This window comes from Acinetobacter pittii (genome assembly GCF_022449185.1).
In the GTDB taxonomy this organism is placed as follows: Bacteria; Pseudomonadota; Gammaproteobacteria; order Pseudomonadales; family Moraxellaceae; genus Acinetobacter; species Acinetobacter pittii_I.
In genome coordinates this window covers 366,121-384,485 of record NZ_JAKUKO010000002.1, presented here as the reverse complement: position 1 = coordinate 384,485, position 18,365 = coordinate 366,121, and the positions used below count along the sequence as shown (strand labels likewise).

General features: G+C 40.6%; 13 protein-coding genes. 1 reads left to right on the top strand and 12 read right to left on the bottom strand.

Going from position 1 to position 18,365, the window contains the following annotated elements; translation table 11 throughout:
- Positions 1 to 173 precede the first annotated feature (173 nt).
- From gltD to pilM, 10 genes are all read right to left on the bottom strand, one after another.
- Positions 174 to 1,595 (bottom strand): FAD-dependent oxidoreductase, encoded by a 1,422-nt coding sequence (gene gltD / locus MKX14_RS07815; protein ID WP_240282209.1) that lies wholly within the window; start codon positions 1,593 to 1,595, stop codon positions 174 to 176.
- Positions 1,596 to 1,664: 69 nt separating this feature from the next.
- Complete coding sequence (gene gltB, locus MKX14_RS07810) at positions 1,665 to 6,140, bottom strand: glutamate synthase large subunit (protein ID WP_171458911.1); 4,476 nt, start codon at positions 6,138 to 6,140, stop codon at positions 1,665 to 1,667.
- Positions 6,141 to 6,601: 461 nt separating this feature from the next.
- Entirely contained in the window at positions 6,602 to 7,471 is an 870-nt protein-coding gene (locus tag MKX14_RS07805; protein ID WP_108009934.1) for a hypothetical protein, read from the bottom strand.
- Positions 7,472 to 7,487: 16 nt separating this feature from the next.
- Positions 7,488 to 8,570: a 3-dehydroquinate synthase gene (gene aroB / locus MKX14_RS07800; protein ID WP_240282208.1), complete on the bottom strand. Its 1,083-nt coding sequence runs from the start codon at positions 8,568 to 8,570 to the stop codon at positions 7,488 to 7,490.
- Between the two features lie 28 nt (positions 8,571 to 8,598).
- Positions 8,599 to 9,168 (bottom strand): shikimate kinase AroK, encoded by a 570-nt coding sequence (aroK, locus tag MKX14_RS07795; protein ID WP_002116987.1) that lies wholly within the window; start codon positions 9,166 to 9,168, stop codon positions 8,599 to 8,601.
- An 11-nt stretch (positions 9,169 to 9,179) separates the two neighbouring features.
- Positions 9,180 to 11,333 (bottom strand): type IV pilus secretin PilQ, encoded by a 2,154-nt coding sequence (pilQ, locus tag MKX14_RS07790; protein ID WP_240282207.1) that lies wholly within the window; start codon positions 11,331 to 11,333, stop codon positions 9,180 to 9,182.
- 62 nt (positions 11,334 to 11,395) lie between these two features.
- A complete protein-coding gene (gene pilP / locus MKX14_RS07785; RefSeq protein WP_108009930.1) occupies positions 11,396 to 11,923 on the bottom strand; it encodes a pilus assembly protein PilP in 528 nt (175 codons plus the stop codon).
- Positions 11,924 to 11,934: 11 nt separating this feature from the next.
- Positions 11,935 to 12,714, bottom strand: a complete 780-nt coding sequence (locus MKX14_RS07780; RefSeq protein WP_240282206.1) for a type 4a pilus biogenesis protein PilO — start codon at positions 12,712 to 12,714, stop codon at positions 11,935 to 11,937.
- Entirely contained in the window at positions 12,711 to 13,352 is a 642-nt protein-coding gene (pilN, locus tag MKX14_RS07775) for a PilN domain-containing protein (protein WP_032004890.1), read from the bottom strand. Before pilN ends, MKX14_RS07780 begins: the two co-directional genes overlap by 4 nt.
- Positions 13,352 to 14,410, bottom strand: coding sequence for a pilus assembly protein PilM (gene pilM, locus MKX14_RS07770; RefSeq protein WP_005067078.1), 1,059 nt, complete (start codon positions 14,408 to 14,410; stop codon positions 13,352 to 13,354). The genes pilN and pilM overlap by 1 nt, the downstream gene beginning before the upstream one ends.
- A gap of 161 nt (positions 14,411 to 14,571) precedes the next feature.
- Here pilM and ponA point away from each other — a divergent pair, with 161 nt between their 5' ends.
- Positions 14,572 to 17,133 carry a penicillin-binding protein PBP1a gene (ponA, locus tag MKX14_RS07765; RefSeq protein WP_240282205.1) on the top strand — a complete coding sequence of 854 codons (2,562 nt, stop codon included), beginning with the start codon at positions 14,572 to 14,574 and terminating at the stop codon, positions 17,131 to 17,133.
- Between the two features lie 55 nt (positions 17,134 to 17,188).
- On the opposite strand, the gene rrmA is transcribed toward ponA, so the two are convergent.
- The gene (rrmA, locus tag MKX14_RS07760) at positions 17,189 to 18,013 is read right to left on the bottom strand and encodes a putative RNA methyltransferase (protein ID WP_240282204.1); all 825 of its coding nucleotides are present in this window, start codon (positions 18,011 to 18,013) and stop codon (positions 17,189 to 17,191) included.
- A 2-nt stretch (positions 18,014 to 18,015) separates the two neighbouring features.
- The gene (locus MKX14_RS07755) at positions 18,016 to 18,348 is read right to left on the bottom strand and encodes a DUF7709 family protein (RefSeq protein WP_002116981.1); all 333 of its coding nucleotides are present in this window, start codon (positions 18,346 to 18,348) and stop codon (positions 18,016 to 18,018) included.
- Positions 18,349 to 18,365: the final 17 nt, after the last annotated feature.

The following is an 18,365-nucleotide window of genomic DNA, read 5'->3' as shown; positions in this document are numbered from 1 at the left end:
ATTCAACACCTACTGTATTGAAGAAGGAAGTTTCGAGTATGTCGCGACCTTAAAAAGCTAAAAAGGGCAAAAAAGCTTATTATATTTGCCAAAAACATCAAAGTGACTAATGGTAGATAATAAAAAAGCCTACTTGAAGCAGGCTTTTTTCAGTTATTTAACAAATTAATTTATTAAACACCAAGATAATCCAAAATGCCTTCAGCAGCTTGACGGCCTTCCCAGATCGCAGTAACGACAAGATCTGAGCCACGCACCATATCGCCACCAGCAAAGATTTTCGGGTTTGATGTTTGGAATTTGAATTCTTGCTTTTCAGCTGCGACAACACGGCCTGAACCATCAAGATTAATATTCACATTACCAAACCAGTCTGCTGGGCTTGGGCGGAAACCGAAAGCAAGTAAAACCGCATCAGCTGGTAATACCTCTTCAGAACCAGGAATTGGCTCAGGACTACGACGGCCACGACTATCTGGTTCACCCATTTGTGTCGTTACCACTTTTACGCCTGTTACCTTGCCATTTTCACCAACGATTTCGACTGGTTGGCGATTGAATAGGAATTTCACACCCTCTTCATAGGCATTTTTTACTTCACGCGCAGAGCCTGGCATGTTGCTTTCATCACGGCGGTATGCACAAGTTACATCGTGAGCACCTTGGCGCAATGAAGTACGGTTACAGTCCATAGCGGTATCACCACCACCTAGAACAATAACTTTTTTACCATCTAAGCTGATATATTCACTTGGATCTTTTTCCCAACCTTGGCAACGGTTCACGTTAGAGATTAAGAAATCAAGTGCATCATAAACACCATCAATATCTTCACCAGGGAAACCACCTTTCATGTAGGTATAAGTTCCCATACCCATGAATACCGCATCATATTCTGCAAGTAATTCATCAATCGTGATGTCTTTACCAATTTCAGTATTCAAACGGAATTCGATGCCCATACCTGTGAAGATTTCACGACGGCGTTTCATTACATCCTTTTCCATTTTAAATTCTGGAATACCGAATGTAAGTAAGCCACCAATTTCAGGACGCTTATCAAATACAACTGGTTTAACGCCACCGCGAGCTAGAATATCCGCACAGCCTAAACCAGCAGGACCCGCACCAATAATTGCAACTTTTTTGTCAGTCCATTTTACGCCTGACATATCTGGACGCCAGCCTAAAGCAAAAGCTGTGTCATTGATATATTTCTCAGCATTACCAATGGTTACTGCACCAAAACCATCATTTAAGGTACAAGCACCTTCACACAAACGGTCTTGTGGGCATACGCGACCACATACCTCTGGTAGTGTGTTGGTTTGATGACAAAGCTCAGCAGCTTGGAAAATTTGGCCTTCAGCGATAAGTTTTAACCAATTTGGAATGTAGTTATGTACAGGACATTTCCATTCACAATATGGATTACCACAGCCTAAACAACGGTGAGTCTGATTAGTGACAGTTTCCGATGTAAAAGGTTTATAAATTTCCACAAATTCTGCTTTGCGGACAGTAATATCTTTTTTCTCTGGATCTTGGCGTGGTACATCCAGAAATTGAAAGTCATTATTTAGGCGTTCTGCCATGTCTCTCTCCGTGGGTAGGCGCGGATTTCCTTGTTGCCCGCACCTGCCTATGTCTTTGCAGTCGTGGAATTATTGTGGGTCAGCTTGTGTTGTTTTCAAAAGCGTTTGCAAATTAGCAGCTTTTGGTTTCACAAGCCAGAATTTACGGCTGTAGAAATCGAACTCATTGCGGATTTTATAAGCCCAAGCACTACCTGTTTCTTTGATATGCTCATCGATAATACGCAACAAGAACTCTTTATGATCTTCCATAGATTCTGTTGAGATACGATTTAAATCAATTAACTCGTGGTTGTAGTAATCTACGAAGTCATTATCGAGGTCAAGTACATAAGCAAAACCACCAGTCATGCCCGCACCAAAGTTATGGCCTACTTTACCAAGTACAGTCACAACACCACCTGTCATGTATTCACAGCAGTGATCACCCGCACCTTCGATTACCGCAAATGCGCCAGAGTTACGAACTGCAAAACGCTCACCCGCTGTACCTGCTGCAAAAAGCTTACCGCCAGTTGCACCATACAAACAGGTATTACCAATAATTGCCGTGTTTTGTGTTTGGAAAGGCGAACCTTGTGGTGGGAAAATCGAAATACGACCACCCGCCATACCTTTACCTACGTAATCGTTTGCATCCCCTTCAAGACGGATGTGTAAACCACCAGCATTCCATACACCAAGAGACTGACCAGCTGTACCAGTTAAGTTCATTACAACTGGATGAGCTTCCATACCCAAGTTGCCGTAGCGACGAGCAATTTCACCCGATACACGAGCACCGATTGAGCGGTCACAGTTCACAACATTAAAGTTGAACTGACCACCTGCACTCGACTCAATTGCAGGAAGCATTTCAGCGACCATTCTCTCAGCTAATACACCCTTATCAAATGGTGCATTACCTTCCACTTGACAATATTGTGCTTTACCTTCGGCAGAAGGATGCGAAGTTAATAGAGCGCTTAAATCAAGGTGAGCATGTTTTTCAGTTTCACCTGGTAATACTTCAAGTAAATCAACACGCCCAATTAAGTCTTTCAATGAAGAAACACCTAATGCAGCCAACCATTCACGAGTTTCTTCCGCAATAAAGTGGAAGAAGTTGATGAGCATTTCTGGCTCGCCAATGTAGTGCTCTTGACGTAAATGATCTTGTTGAGTTGCAACACCAGTTGCACAGTTATTTAAGTGACAAATACGGAGGTATTTACAACCTAGAGCGATCATTGGTGTTGAACCAAAGCCGAAACTTTCAGCACCTAAAATTGCTGCCTTGATCACATCAAGACCAGTTTTTAAACCACCATCAGTTTGTACACGTACTTTTCCACGCAAGTCATTTACACGAAGTGCTTGATGCGCCTCACTCAAACCTAACTCCCATGGAGAACCCGCATGGTGAATTGAAGAAAGTGGAGATGCTGCGGTACCACCGTCATAACCTGAAATGGTAATGAAGTCTGCATAAGCTTTTGCAACACCCGCTGCAATTGTTCCTACACCCGGCTCAGATACCAATTTCACAGATACCATTGCTTTCGGGTTAACTTGTTTCAAGTCAAAGATAAGTTGTGACAAATCTTCAATTGAGTAAATGTCGTGGTGTGGAGGAGGTGAAATTAGCGTTACACCTGGTACCGAGTAACGTAAACGTGCGATTAAACCATTTACTTTACCGCCCGGTAACTGACCACCCTCACCTGGTTTCGCACCCTGAGCAACTTTAATTTGCAATACTTCAGCAGAAGTTAGGTATGCAGGAGTTACACCAAAACGACCAGATGCGATCTGTTTGATTTTCGAGTTACGAATTGTGCCGTAACGAACAGGATCTTCACCACCTTCACCAGAGTTAGAACGACCACCAATCGTGTTCATCGCGATTGCGATTGCTTCGTGTGCTTCTGGAGAAAGAGCACCTAAAGACATCCCTGCCGAGTCAAAACGAGGCAAGATATCTTCAACTGATTCAACTTGCTCAACTGGAATTGAGTTCGTTGTTTTTAACTTAAATAGGTCACGAATAGTCGCTACTGGGCGATTATTCACCAGCTCAGCATATTCTTTAAAGTCTTCGTATTTACCAGAGCGAACGGCTTTGTGTAATGCGTTAATCACATCTGGGTTGAACGCATGGTACTCTTTATCAAATACAAATTTAAGTAAACCACCTTGATCAATTGGCTTACGATTTGACCAAGCTGTCGCTGCTAGTTTTTTCTGGTCTTTTTCAAGATCAGCAAATGTTGCGCCCTGAATACGACTTGGAACACCTAAGAAACACTGATCTACCACTTCTGATGATAAACCTACTGCTTCAAATAGCTGACCGCCACGATAAGAAGCAACTGTAGAGATACCCATTTTTGAAAGAACTTTTAATAAGCCTTTCTCAATACCTTTACGGAAGTTTGCTTGCGCATGGATTGGGTCACCTAAAAGCTCACCTTTAGCGATCAAATCATTGATCACGTCATATGCAAGATATGGGTAAACTGCGGTTGCACCAAAACCAAGTAATACCGCAAATTGATGCGGATCACGTGCAAAACCAGTTTCAACCATGATGTTTGCATCAGTACGCAGACCAGTTTTGATGAGGTAATGATGTACCGCACCTGTTGCAAGTGCTGCGTTTGCTGGCAGTAAACCTTGACGAATATTTTTGTCTGTTAAAACAATTAAAGTTTTACCATCACGAACTGCTTGCGCCGCTTCTTCACAGATACGCGTGATCGCAGCTTGCAAGCCTTCTTCTTCAGCATAGTTTAAATTGATATCAACTGCTTCATAACCCGGACGCTCAATGCTACGGATTTGCTGCATTTTTGAATTTGACAATACTGGACTAGAGATGATGATACGATCAGCATGCTCAGGGCCTTGCTCAAATACATTCTGCTCACGACCTAAACAGGTTTCAAGCGACATTACAATTGACTCACGTAGCGGGTCAATTGGCGGGTTTGTCACTTGAGCAAACTGTTGACGGAAATAATCTGTCACGTGGCGTACTTGACGAGACAATACAGCCATTGGCGTATCATCACCCATAGAACCAACAGCTTCTTGTCCACTTTCAGCAATTGGACGTAACAACTGGTCGCGCTCTTCAAATGTCACCATAAACATTTTTTGAGCCGCTTTTAAAGCATCGCCAGTTAAGCCTTTATCGACTAATTGTTCTTCAAGTTCTGGATCTGCTTTTAAGCGAATTGCATGATCACGTAACCACTCACGGTATGGGCGCATGTTTTTCAAATGCGTACTAACATCTTTAGTATCAAGTACTTTGCCTGTTAAAGTATCAACTACTAAAATTTGGCCAGGACCTACACGACCTTTAGAAACTACGTCTTCAGGCTCATAACCCCAAACACCGATTTCAGATGCCAAGGTAATGTAATCATTTTTGGTAATTACCCAACGCGCAGGACGCAAACCGTTACGGTCAAGCATACAGATCGCATGACGACCATCTTGAATCACAAGACCAGCTGGGCCATCCCAAGCTTCCATATGTTTAGAGTTGAACTCATAGAATGCACGTAAGTCTGCATCTAAAGTTTCTACGTTTTGCCAAGCTGGTGGCACGAGCATACGTAAGGCACGGAATAAATCCATACCACCACCCACCAAGATCTCAAGCATGTTATCTAAGCTTGAAGAATCTGAACCTGTGCGGTTTACAATCGGATTAAGCTCAGTAAGACCTGGTAATAATGGGTTCTCAAATTTAGGAGTACGCGCCAACGCCCAGTTACGGTTTGCTGTAATTGTGTTGATTTCACCATTATGTGCAAGGTAACGGAATGGTTGAGCCAATGGCCAACGCGGCAATGTATTAGTAGAGAAACGTTGGTGGAACACCACGATATGTGATTTTAAGCGCTCATCTGCTAAGTCTGTATAGAACTCAGCAATTGCAGCTGGCATCATCAAGCCTTTATAGCTGATTACTGTCGAACAAAGCGTAGTCACATAGAATGACGGATCATTTTGTAATTGTTGTTCTGCACGACGACGTGCCAAGAATAATTTACGGTTAAATTCGACTTCAGTCACGCCCATTGGACAGTTCACAATGACCTGTTCAAAAGCTGGTAAAGATTGAAGCGCAATTTCACCTAATGCATCGTTATTTGTAGGGACAACACGCCAAGCCAGTACACGTAGGCCATCTGACTCGATTTCTTTCGTTAAAATATTTTTAGAATGTTGCGCTAATGCCGGATCAGTATTTAAAAATACAGTACCCACAGCAAAAATTTCACTCAGTGTAATATCACTCAGTTTTTTTGCTTCATCACGGAAAAATTGCTTTGGCATCGCCAATAATAAGCCGCAACCATCTCCCGTCTTGCCATCTGCGGCAATACCACCACGGTGCGTCATGCAACTTAAACTGTGAATCGCGGTTTCAACTAAATGATGACTTGATTCACCCTTCATATGGGCGATCAGTCCAAAACCACAGTTATCCTTAAACTCATCAGGCTGATATAAACCTTGAGCGGGAGCTACAGTATTAGGCGATGGCATGTGCATAGCGTACCCTTCTTTCAATAAGGCTCTTTCGAGCGTCAAACAAACAACTTCTTTTTGCGATAGTGCCTACGGACGACAGTTAGCTCAATGTTTCACAAAAAAAATTTTTGGGCTGATAAGCCAATATACGCTGTTCCATTTTTACGTACACTGGTTTTTGCTAGAAAAATGTTTTGACTTATTTCGCACTCTTTTAAAGCAGTTCGACCCCTCGACTCTGCATAGAATTTACTCTTTAGAGCGCTAAAATAGTTTACAGCACATTAATAAGCACAAGAATAAAGCAAAAACTATGCCAATGTATTTTTTTGCATTTAAGTATTTATAATTATTGAAAATAGATAAGTTTTATTCGCGTTATCATTTTAATAAATGACTAAATATGCACCATATATGATCAAAATATATATACTCTTTTTATTATTGCACCATATTTGTGCGATACATCCTTATAATTAATTACCTCTTGTGCCCTCATTTGTTGCATTTTTTGCTGTAGGTTCTGTTGTACGATTCTGTTGAGCCTTTTTAGCCACATCAACTGCCGAATTAGACTGATGTACATCCACAACATTCCCCTCAGCATCTCGACGAATAATCGTTGTACGAGTTGTAGAATTTGTTGCTGGAGCCGTTACTTTAGGTTGTGTAGCCACGCCGCCCCCTATGAGTAAGGACTCATCAATTTTGGGCAGAGCAGCTGGACGTAACCGCACTTCATAAGTTTGGCTAATACCACCTTTCATTTCATCCGCCCCTAAATCATTGACTAATGGCGCATAGGTCGAAAATTGTTGCGGTTGAGGTTTAATTGATTCAGGTAAATCAAGATTAAGTTGAGTTAACTGCTGAATTGCATCTTCAGAACGTTTAAATACACCATATGTCAAAACATATTGCTCAGATTGCTTATCTCCGCTTAAACGGAAGTAGATAAATTTATTCCGTTCTGGACGATTTTTTAAAAAGTTTTTAATAATATCTTCATCAGACGCACGGAAAAGCTCAAGCGTCCATTGTTTCTTGTTTTCATTAATAAATTTTGTACCACGGAACTCTGCCTCATGCTGACCAGAAGCAACTGCACGGGTCGTTAAATCAAGAGGCCTAACTTCATCCGTTAAAGCCCCCAAATTAGCCGTTGTTGCCACTTTTTCTGGTTGAATTTGCACAGGCGCATCTGAATCAGCTACTTTTTCAACCTCAACAAGCTTCTTACTATCAGTCATTACCCAGAAAATAAAAGCCAAAAACAAGCAGACGACACCACCCACTAACCAGATATATTGTTGAACATTCTGCCAAAATGTGCGTGATACAGTCATGTGTTACCTTAATTTATTATCCGTGTTGATTTGCCAAAATAGCTTGTTTCATGAGTTCAACATCAAAGTCTTTAGTAATTACTGCTTGACCAAGTTGTTTTAACAACACCAAACGCAATTGACCATTGAGAACTTTTTTATCATGCGCCATATATCCAAGGAATTCATCCAATGGAATTTTTGGACATGATATCGGCAAATTAGCGCGTTGAATAATTTTTTTTGTACGCTCTACATCATCGCTTGAAATCCAACCTAAACGTTGTGATAAATCAGCGGCCATGACCATGCCTGTCGCCACGGCCTCACCATGCAACCAAGTACCATAACCAAGGTAAGATTCAATTGCATGACCAAAAGTATGACCTAAGTTGAGTAAAGCTCGTTCGCCTTGCTCTTTTTCATCATTGGCAACAATTCGCGCTTTATGAGCACATGAACGATAAACAGCTTCCGCTAAAAGTTCAGCATCTCGCCCAATTAACCCATCCATATTCTGCTCTAACCAAACGAGAAAATCAGCGTCACCCAACAAGGCATATTTAATGACTTCTGATAATCCAGCAGATAACTCTCGATCCGGTAAAGTATCGAGTTGAGCCATATCAGCCAGAACAACTTGAGGTTGCTGAAATGCGCCCAACATGTTCTTACCAAGAGGATGATTAATCCCCGTTTTACCACCCACACTTGAGTCTACTTGTGAAAGAAGGGTAGTCGGAACCTGAATAAAATAAACACCACGTTGGAAACATGCTGAGGCAAAACCAGCCATATCCCCAATAACACCACCACCCAAAGCTAAAACCGTACAATCACGATTAAAACCAGCTTCAAGCAAAGCATCAAAAATTAAATTTAGATGTTGAATATCTTTATATTTCTCACCATCCGGCAAAATACAAGTCGCTACCGTTTTACCCAAACTTTTTAAAGCTTTTTGATAATGAGATAAATATAAAGGAGCGACCGTTTCATTACTCACAATCATGACCTGTTGACCATGAGTATAAGGCTCAAGCAACTGCTTAGGATCAAGTTGACTGCCAATAAAAATAGGATAACGGCGTTCGCCTAATTCAACATGTAAAGTTTGCATGAGTTTATAAAACCACAAGTAAGTTTGGCTATTTTAGCGGGTTGGACAAAATAAGTTGCAAAATCTTTTGAGCAAGATCACGAGCAGCACCCTGATTGGTCTCAATCGTGTAATGCGCAACTTCACGATATAAAGGATCACGTATTTTTAACAAATCACGTAATTTTTGTTCAGGGTTTTCAACTTGTAATAGAGGTCTATTTTTATCGCGGTAAGTTCGTTGTAATTGTAGTTCTACAGGAGTGTAAAGATAAACAACAATACCACGTTGCTTTAGAAATTCGCGATTGGGAGCTTGAGTAATCGCACCTCCACCTGTCGCCAACACTAACGCTTTACGGGAAGTCAACTCATTTAACACTACTGTTTCACGAGTACGAAATCCAAACTCCCCTTCTTTCTCAAAAATCCAGGGAATAGTGGCGCCTGTTTTGCGTTCAATTTCATGATCACTATCTAAAAATTCACGCCCTAATAGTTCGGCTAAATGACGTCCAACGGTTGTTTTTCCTGCCCCCATGGGCCCTACCAAATAAATATTTGGCAGGGTTTCAAACGCTTTGCTTGGCAAGGCGCCACCTATTTCAATTGCTTTCATTAAAAAATATATTAATGATTTCTCACCAAAGTGTCATTAACAATTCGTGGCGTAACGAAAATCAGTAACTCTTGTTTATCATCTGATTTCTGATCTTTCCTAAATAGGCGACCAATTCCCGGCAAATCCCCAAAGAATGGAACTTTAGTTTGAGAGTTAAGGGTTGTCTGCTCAAAAACACCACCAAGAATGACCGTTTCCCCATTATTCACCAATACATTCGTCTTGATGTTGTTTTTATTTAAGATCAACTCACCATTAGGAGCCGCACCAGAAACCGAATCCTTTGAAATATCCAATTTCATTTGAATTTTACCATCAGGCGTAATGCTCGGAGTCACATCCAAACTTAAAAGTGCATCTTTAAAAGATGTACTTGCTGTAGCACCAGCAGCAGAATTAGTCGTAGTTTGATATGGGACCTGTTGACCTGTTGCAACTTTTGCAGGTTGTTTATCTGCTGTCATCACTTTAGGTGTGGAAATCACCTCACCATAACCGTCAGCTTGTAATGCAGAAAGTTCAAGATCAAGCATAAAATCAGACAGACTGATTAAACTAAAAGCTATACTACTCGCTCCAGCTGATGTAACACCCAAATCAACATTTAAATTATCTGGCCGCTCAATCGTGTACTTTCCTTCATCATCTGGCTCTCTTAAATTCCAAAGCGTTGTGTCACTCCCCCCCACCAACAAACTGTTATTACTGTTTACCCCTTGAGATAAAATCCCCCATTTAACGCCAAGTTCTTTGGTAAATGAGGTAGATGCTCTTACAATTCGCGCCTCAACCATAACTTGCTTAACCTGTACATCCAGCAAATCAATCATTTTACGAATTTGATCAATCGACTGCGCTGTATCATTAATAATTAAGGTATTGGTACGATCATCTTGAGTAATCGTTCCACGTGGACTCAATAAACTTCCTACGTTATTCCCTAAACTATCTACACCTGTATTTAAATTGGTCGAAGTTGATGTCGCGCCAGCAGAGGTTCGTTGTAAACCATTGCTATTATTTGATCCTTGAGTAATTAAACTCATAATATCTTGAGCCTGCGCATATTTAAGTTGAATATACTCAGTTTGTAATGGGGCTAATTTCACGCTCTGCGCAACAGCTTTTGCTTCTTCTTCTTCAGCCTTAATCAACTCTGCAATTGGAGCAATCCAAATTACATTTCCATTTCTTCGTTTATCTAGATTTTTAGTCTTTAAAATAATATCAAGCGCTTGGTCCCATGGAACATCTTTTAAGCGCAAAGTGATATTACCTTGAACACTGTCAGCCGCAACCATATTAATGCCAGTAAAATCAGCAAGTAATTGTAAAACTCGACGGACTTCAATATCCTGAAAATCAAGAGAAAGCTTATTACCAGAATAATGAGGTGTCTTATATAAAGAGGTTACATTTTTGTCCTGTGGACGTTTTAGACTAATTGTTAATTTATTTTCCGCCTGATAAGCCATATATTCATAGCTACCAGTAGATTGAATCGTAATAATACCATTGCCTTTATCATTATAAGATTCAATGGTCGAAACAGGCGTTGCAAAATCATTTACATTTAAGCGTTTAGCTAAATGTGTAGGAATTTTAGAACCTAAAGTTCTTACTACAACTTTGCTACCTTGTTGCTGCACATCAACAGGGGTGTTACTTCCCAATAGGTCAATAACAATAAGACCTTCCCCTTGACTACCGCGTTGGAAGCCGATATTTGAAACGCCTTGGGGTTGTGCCGCACTTGTTGCTACAGGTTTAGCTACAGCTTGCGCAGAATTAATCTTTAAAATAAAAGTGTTGCCTTCAATACGAGTTGTAAAAGCACCTGCCTCTTTCAAATTTACAGTTAGACGTGAACGCTGATCATCAGAGCTTACATCGACCGAACTCGCTTCATTCGTTCCAATCGCTACTTTTGATTGTGTTAAATTCTGCTGCGCTTTATTAAAATCTAAAATCAAACGTGAAGGATTTTCAAGTTGATATGCTTGCGGTTGTGGTGGCAAGCCATTAAACATAACTCGAATTTCTGTACCTTGGCCCGCTATTTGCGTCGGTACAATATTGGTCATGCTGACCTGTGCAGATGCAACTTGCGTAATTGCAATCGCTACAGCCCCCATCGAAAACTGACGGAATACGTGATTCATTGTCTAACCATCCCCAATAAATAATCTTTAAAAATAATTTTTTCTTTGTTATTCCCTAAATTTTAGGGCGCAGGTCCAATTAACACTAAGGTTCTTGGTCTCTCCACATAGCCTTCTCGCCCATCAGGGACAATCTCCACCAAGTCAATCTGAGTAGGACCAATATGGGTAATCCGGCCTTGATTCATCCCGATATAGTTCCCTACCTGCACTCGCTCAATTTGTTGATCAGGTGTTTGGATCAGAGCCATGACTTGCCCGCGATTGTTACGCATACTTCCTTTCATGTTCAAAGATTCTAATGCATAGCTTTCGAGTGGCTGTGGTGCTCGTGAGAAATTCGGATATACTCGTTTCCCCGCCATAATTTTGAGCTCAGCAGCAAGTGAGCTTGGTAAAAATGGGCTCTTTAACTGATGGGCTGCATAATTAAATTGTGGCACAGGCGTAAAAACAGGCGCTGGTTCTATAGCTTGTGGTGGCTGATTACGTATATCGGCCATTTGCTGATTTACGGCGTCGATTCTAGAGTCGCATCCAACCAAAACAAGGCCTATCCCCAGAGAAAGTAAAATTTTCTTTAGTTTCATTAGTTATCCTCCTACTTTCGCTTTGACTTCTTTATAGAAGGAATATGTGCATTACGGTTATCGGAGGCGTTTATCTGACTTTCACCACTTATTACTTGAGGATCACTATTATTTTGGTTTTCAACCGCGCCCATATAGCGATAAGTTTTTGCTTTGATAGAATAATTAAGCACAGGAATATCTGATTTACTATCTTTAATAGGAGCAGCTTCAACAATAAAATCATGCATCGTCACAATACGTGGTAATGCCGCAATACTGCTAACAAAAGCACCGAAAGCGTGATAATCCCCAGTTGCTTCGATAGTAATAGGCTGTTCAATAAAAATTTCCTGCTTCACTTCATCTTCTAAGCGGATATTTTTAAACTTCAGACCAGAATTCACCCCTGTTAAATTAATATCTTCAACTAAACTTGGAATTTCGGTTTCTTTTGGCAATTGTTCTAACTGCTGATTGAAGTTGGCTTGCATCTCTTGAAGTTGAAGCTGGTACTGCTGCAAGTTGCGTAATTTTGAGTCTTTTTCTCGAAACTCATTTAATAAATTACTTTCTTGTGCTTGAGCATTATCAATTGCTTGTAGCTTTGGTTGAATAGCAACAAAATACCCTAAAGCCAATACAGCAAAGAAAATAAAAATCCAACACGTAATTTTCACAGATAATGGCCAGCTGCCATAACTGTTCATATCAAGCGTGTTAAATTGCTGAAGAAATTTTTCTAAGGTGATCTTTTTTTTCTTAGATGGAGCTTGTTCTAAAGACAGCTCATGAAGTTCATCAGGACTCATTTTGCCGCCTCCTTATCCGTACCTACAGACGTATTGGCGGTATCATCTGTTGTAGTCACGCCCATTTCCCCTACATCAACAGTAACAACAAAACTGCCATAGCTATCTTCAACTCGAGGAAGCAAAGAACTTACAGCCTTATCTTTTTTCTCTTCGGTCGCCAAGAAAGAACTCATAAAAGCGTTGCGATACCATGGCGATGCTTCGAGATTACGTAATAATTCTGCAACTGTATTTGGACTTTCCGCTTTACCTTCAATCGTAAATTTATCTCCGGTTCGACTGAATTTAGTCAAATACATGGCTGCTGGGGTCACACGTACTAATTCATCCACCAAACGTACAACGACCGGACGCTGGCTTTGCAAACCTTGAATGAGCTTCATACGCTCAATAATTGCGTCCCGCTGTTCTTGCAAGCCATTTAAGGTTTTAAGTTGTTGATCTAGATTCTGGTTTGTACTGATGATGAGCTGATTTGCTTGTTCTTGATCATTTAATTTTTGATTCAAATAAAACCATCCTGCAAATACAGTGGTTATCCCCAAAACAACGACCCCAAAACATAAAATAATAAATTGTTTTTTACGCTGCTCCCTAAGCCCATCACGCCAAGGGAGTAAATTAATTGTTGCCATTAATCAAAACTCCTTAAAGCCAAGCCACATGCCACCATTAATGAGGAAGCATCATTTTCGATTTTTTGAACGTCGACTTGAGGAGAGAAACCCATTTGTAAAAATGGATTGGCAATAGTGACTCGGTAACCGAGTTTTTGCTGCAACAATTTAGCAAGCCCTGGAATATTGGCATTACCACCTGCTAGCAAAATATGGTCAATTTCATTGAATTGGGATGAAGAGAAGAAAAATTGTAGAGATCTAGCAGCTTGCTGAACTACAGCATCTAAAAATGGTTCTAAGATTTCGATGTCATAATCATCTGGCAAAGAACGTTCTTTTTTAGCGCGTCCCGCTTCTTCTAATGACAAACCATAACGGCTTTGAATTTCCAAAGTAAGCTGTTTACCGCCAAAGACTTGTTCACGGGTATAAATGATTTTGCCATTTTGCATAACCGATAATGTCGTCATGGTATGACCAATATCTAAAATACCAATGGTATTTGCACCCATGGGTAAGCTATCAGCAAACACACTAAAAGCACGCTCGACAGCATAACTTTCAACATCAGCAAGCTTAGGCGTTAAATCAACCAGTTCCAGTACTTCTACGCGTGTTTCAACATTTTCTGTTCGTGTTGCGACTAAAAGTACATTCACACGATTTGGATTCGGCAGTCGATCTGGTAAAACCTCAAAATCAAGGCTCACCTCATCTAAAGGGAACGGTATATATTGCTCCGCATCTAATCGAATCTGAACTTCACGCTCATCATCGTTCATATCTGCATCCATTTCGATGGTTTTATGAATAACCGTCGATGTTGGAACAGCAATTGCAGCGTTAGTGGTATGGGGATTTGCTAAATTCATCGCCCGTTCCAAAGCTTCTGCAACTGCTTCTGGATTCAAGATATTTTTTTCAACTACACTGTTCTCAGGTAAAGGCGTTAAAGCATAGCTTTCTACCCAATATTTACCGTTCTTAACAGAGAGCTCTAACAACTTAACAGAAGTCGAACTAATATCGACGCCCATTAACCCCTTATTCGGTTTACGATATAACCTGAGCACACTATTGTCCTATTATTTTTTTATCCCCAAAAAAAATTACAAACCAATAATCTAGGTCTTTATTTTTACACGGATACAATATCTCATCTAACAATCCGCATGTCTAAAGGCTATACTGACCACAATTAGTTTGTATTCGATCTTATTAAAGCTTACTTATCATGAAAAAGCTATCCAGTTTGGGCTTCGTGCGTCCAATTTTTTTGATCATTATTATTATCTTAGTCTCACTTCCGATGGGCTTTTATGGCATGTATCTCTATATCGCCCCATCGCTTCCAGAAATGAGTTCACTAAAAAAAGCTCCCCTCTTAAAACCATTACAGGTCTACACTTCAGACAATCAACTGATTGCTGAGTACGGTGGTAAGCTTTCTATTCCGGTTGAATACAAACAAATTCCCCCTGCTTTTATTCATGCATTTTTAGCAGCAGAAGACTCTTCTTTCTTTGAACATAGCGGGATCAGTTTTAAGGGTTTAGGTCGTGCTTTGAGCGAAAGTGTGACAGGTTCAGATGTGCAGACTGGTGGTTCAACGATCACCATGCAAGTTGCAAAGAACTATTATTTGAGCCCAGAAAGAACTCTAAAACGTAAAATAACCGAAATCTTTTTGGCCCGAAAAATTGAGCAAAACTTATCCAAAGAAGAAATTCTCAGCCTCTATGTGAATAAAATCTTCTTAGGGAAAAATGCGTATGGTATCGCGGCAGCAGCCAAAATTTATTATAACAAAAGCATTAATGAGCTCAGCATTGCTCAAATGGCAATGATCGCAGGTTTGCCAAAAGCACCTTCTAAATATAACCCTGTAGTTAATCCTGAGCGTGCACTCGAACGACGCAACTGGATTTTAGGCCGTATGTTACAGTTGGGTTATATTTCTCAAGCAGAATATCAAAAAGCAGTTGCAGAACCGATCAATTTAAACATGCCCAATCGGGATTTAAATAATATTCATCCCTATGCTGGGGAAATGGTTCGTTCAGAACTTGTAAAGCATTTTGGTGAACAAGCCATTGATTCTGGTTATAAAGTCTACACAACAATTAATGCTAAACGCCAAGCAATTGCAGAAAAAGCTGTGCAAGATGGTCTTGAAGCTTATGACCGTCGTCATGGCTGGCGTGGTGCAGAAGCACATGACAAACCGTTAACTGAATTTAGAGCATATGCCAACACCTATCCTGCACAAGTAACTAAGGTAAATAGCAGCTCTTTTGAAGCATTAATGCAAGATGGCTCAACCGTTACGGTTCAATGGTCTGGCATGTCATGGGCACGCCCCTATCGCAATGCAAATAGTGTAGGTGGTGCTCCTTCACGTGCGTCTCAAATTGTTAAAGTTAAAGATATTGTTCGTTTACGCCCAAATGATAATAAAACCGCATGGTCTTTAGTTCAGATTCCAAAAGTTCAAGGTCAACTCATTGCCATTAACCCGAATGATGGTTCAATTGAAGCAATCGTAGGTGGCTATAACTTCTACCAATCAAAATTTAACCGCGCCTTACAAGGCTGGCGTCAACCAGGTTCCACAATCAAGCCATTCCTCTATGCTTTAGCATTAGAAAGAGGTATGACACCGTATAGCATGGTGAATGATAACCCTATTACGATTGGCAAATGGACACCGCGAAACTCTGATGGGCGTTACTTAGGTATGATCCCATTACGTCGTGCTTTATATTTGTCTCGTAATACCGTATCAGTAAGACTTCTACAAACAGTAGGGATTGAACGTACTCGCCAATTATTTATGGATTTCGGTTTACAGGAAGACCAAATTCCTCGTAACTACACCATTGCCTTAGGTACTCCTCAAGTATTACCAATTCAAATGGCAACTGGTTATGCAACGTTTGCAAACGGTGGCTACCGTGTTCAACCGCATTTCATTCAACGTATTGAAGATGCTTACGGCAAAGTCATTTATGAAGCCAAACCAGAATACGCGTGTATTCCATGTATTAATGCACCTGACACCACAAATGATGAGCAAAAACCTAAAACGACTGATGATGAAGTTATTGAAGTTACGAATAAAGACATAGAACAGAAAGAAAACGCAGCTAAGCAGCTTAATCTTAAACAGACTGACAAAAACAACAGTCAATATCGCCAAGCTCAACGTATTTTAAAATCAAGCTCTGCTTATGATATGGCGAACATCTTACGTGATGTTATCGAGCATGGTACAGGTCGTGCTGCACTTAAAATTGGCCGCAGTGATTTAGGTGGTAAAACAGGTACTACGAATGATGCAAAAGATGCATGGTTTGCAGGCTTTAACGGCAAGTTAGTAACAGTAACATGGGTTGGATTTGACCAACCAACTACGCTTGGCCGTCGTGAATATGGTGGTATTGCTGCATTACCGATTTGGATTAACTTTATGGGTCAAGCATTGCAAGGTACACCTGCATCTTGGGTTCGCTTAGACAAAGATGCTCAAGGTCCTATTTCACGTGACAAACAAGAAGCCGTTACTGAAATAGTCGACAAGAAAACTTATCGTGCAGCACCACCACTAGCGCGTCCGCTCTATCGCCCAGCACCGCCACAACCGAAACTGAACAATGACAATGACTTTTCCGATTTACCAGGTGAAGAAATTATTATTCCATCAAAAGCTGTGCCTCCTGCCATGAGACCTACACAGGAGTCCGCTCCTAAGCGAGAAAAAGATGCACTAGAGAATCTGATTAATCAGATTGAATAGCAAAAAAAGAAGCCATCATCAGATGGCTTCTTTTTTGCGCTCTTAAAATAGATCGTTAGATGGCTTTTTTATTGCGCTTCTGAAAGACATAAATTTGAAATGATGCCGTTACTTCTAATTTCAATTGCTGCTCTAACTGCAAACGACGCTCAGGAGAAGCTTTGTAAGCATAAGGCGTCATAGCAATCAGATTTTTTAAAGCCTGCTGCTCAAGCACAAAAGGTGCATCAATAATTTGCTCTTGCTTTAGCTCAAACAAATCTTGCAACTGCTCTACAAACTTTTCTGGTGTGTGAGGATTCACTTGCTCAAATAAAGCCTCACGCATCGCATACAAATGTTTAGAAGCAGGCGTGACAACAATTAAATAGCCATCATCTTTTAAAACACGTGCAATTTCTGCCTGCGGAATTGGGCTAAATAAACTGGTGCAAGCATCCATACTCCGATCTAACACAGGTAAAGTTGCTCCTGTTCCCACCACCCAAGTTACTTCAGTGTTGAGTTTTGCCGCACGTTGTACCGCGTTTTTTGCAATATCAACTCCAACACACTGCTCAACGACTTGCTGCATGGCACTTGTATAATAGCCCTCACCACATCCGATATCGAGTATTGCTTTTACATCTAGTTGCTTTAATAAAGCGACGACAGCCTGCTGTAAAGGCTGATAATAACCACCCTGTAAAAAAGCTCGTCGAGCATCTACTGACTCGGGCGTATCCCCTGGGTTTTTACTATGTTTATGTTGCACCACATGTAAATTGACATAGCCTTGTTTAGCTACATCATAACTATGTCCTTGCTCACATCGCCAAGTTCGTTCCGTTAAATTTAAGGGCTGACGACACACAGGACACATTAAAATTTGCATAGCCACGTTTAATTATTCTCTTGTTCTTTTTGTTGTAAATAAGTCTTTGCATGCAATCCAACAAAGGTGCGACCTGCATTTGTACCATTAATCCATTCATCTACCTGAAACAAATCAAACAGACCTACCTTGACTAAAGTTGGAATTGCGATCTTTAGTTCTTCCTCAATTTGTCCTCTTTGCCCAGCATTATACAATTCAATATTGTGCAGCATTGTCGCTACAGTTCCTGTTTGTACCTGACTTCCATCTTTAAGTACAACTTGAGGTAATACTTCGCCCTCTCCAACTACTTTTTGATTAATCACAGATAATTGGTCTAGACCAGCAACTTTTGTCATTCACCTCTCCAATAAAA

Coding starts and splice junctions, on each gene's coding strand:
- gltD (WP_240282209.1), bottom strand. CDS start 1,595: ATGGCAGAACGCCTAAATAATGACTTTCAATTTCTGGATGTACCACGC.
- gltB (WP_171458911.1), bottom strand. CDS start 6,140: ATGCCATCGCCTAATACTGTAGCTCCCGCTCAAGGTTTATATCAGCCT.
- MKX14_RS07805 (WP_108009934.1), bottom strand. CDS start 7,471: ATGACTGTATCACGCACATTTTGGCAGAATGTTCAACAATATATCTGG.
- aroB (WP_240282208.1), bottom strand. CDS start 8,570: ATGCAAACTTTACATGTTGAATTAGGCGAACGCCGTTATCCTATTTTT.
- aroK (WP_002116987.1), bottom strand. CDS start 9,168: ATGAAAGCAATTGAAATAGGTGGCGCCTTGCCAAGCAAAGCGTTTGAA.
- pilQ (WP_240282207.1), bottom strand. CDS start 11,333: ATGAATCACGTATTCCGTCAGTTTTCGATGGGGGCTGTAGCGATTGCA.
- pilP (WP_108009930.1), bottom strand. CDS start 11,923: ATGAAACTAAAGAAAATTTTACTTTCTCTGGGGATAGGCCTTGTTTTG.
- MKX14_RS07780 (WP_240282206.1), bottom strand. CDS start 12,714: ATGAGTCCTGATGAACTTCATGAGCTGTCTTTAGAACAAGCTCCATCT.
- pilN (WP_032004890.1), bottom strand. CDS start 13,352: ATGGCAACAATTAATTTACTCCCTTGGCGTGATGGGCTTAGGGAGCAG.
- ponA (WP_240282205.1), top strand. CDS start 14,572: ATGAAAAAGCTATCCAGTTTGGGCTTCGTGCGTCCAATTTTTTTGATC.
- MKX14_RS07755 (WP_002116981.1), bottom strand. CDS start 18,348: ATGACAAAAGTTGCTGGTCTAGACCAATTATCTGTGATTAATCAAAAA.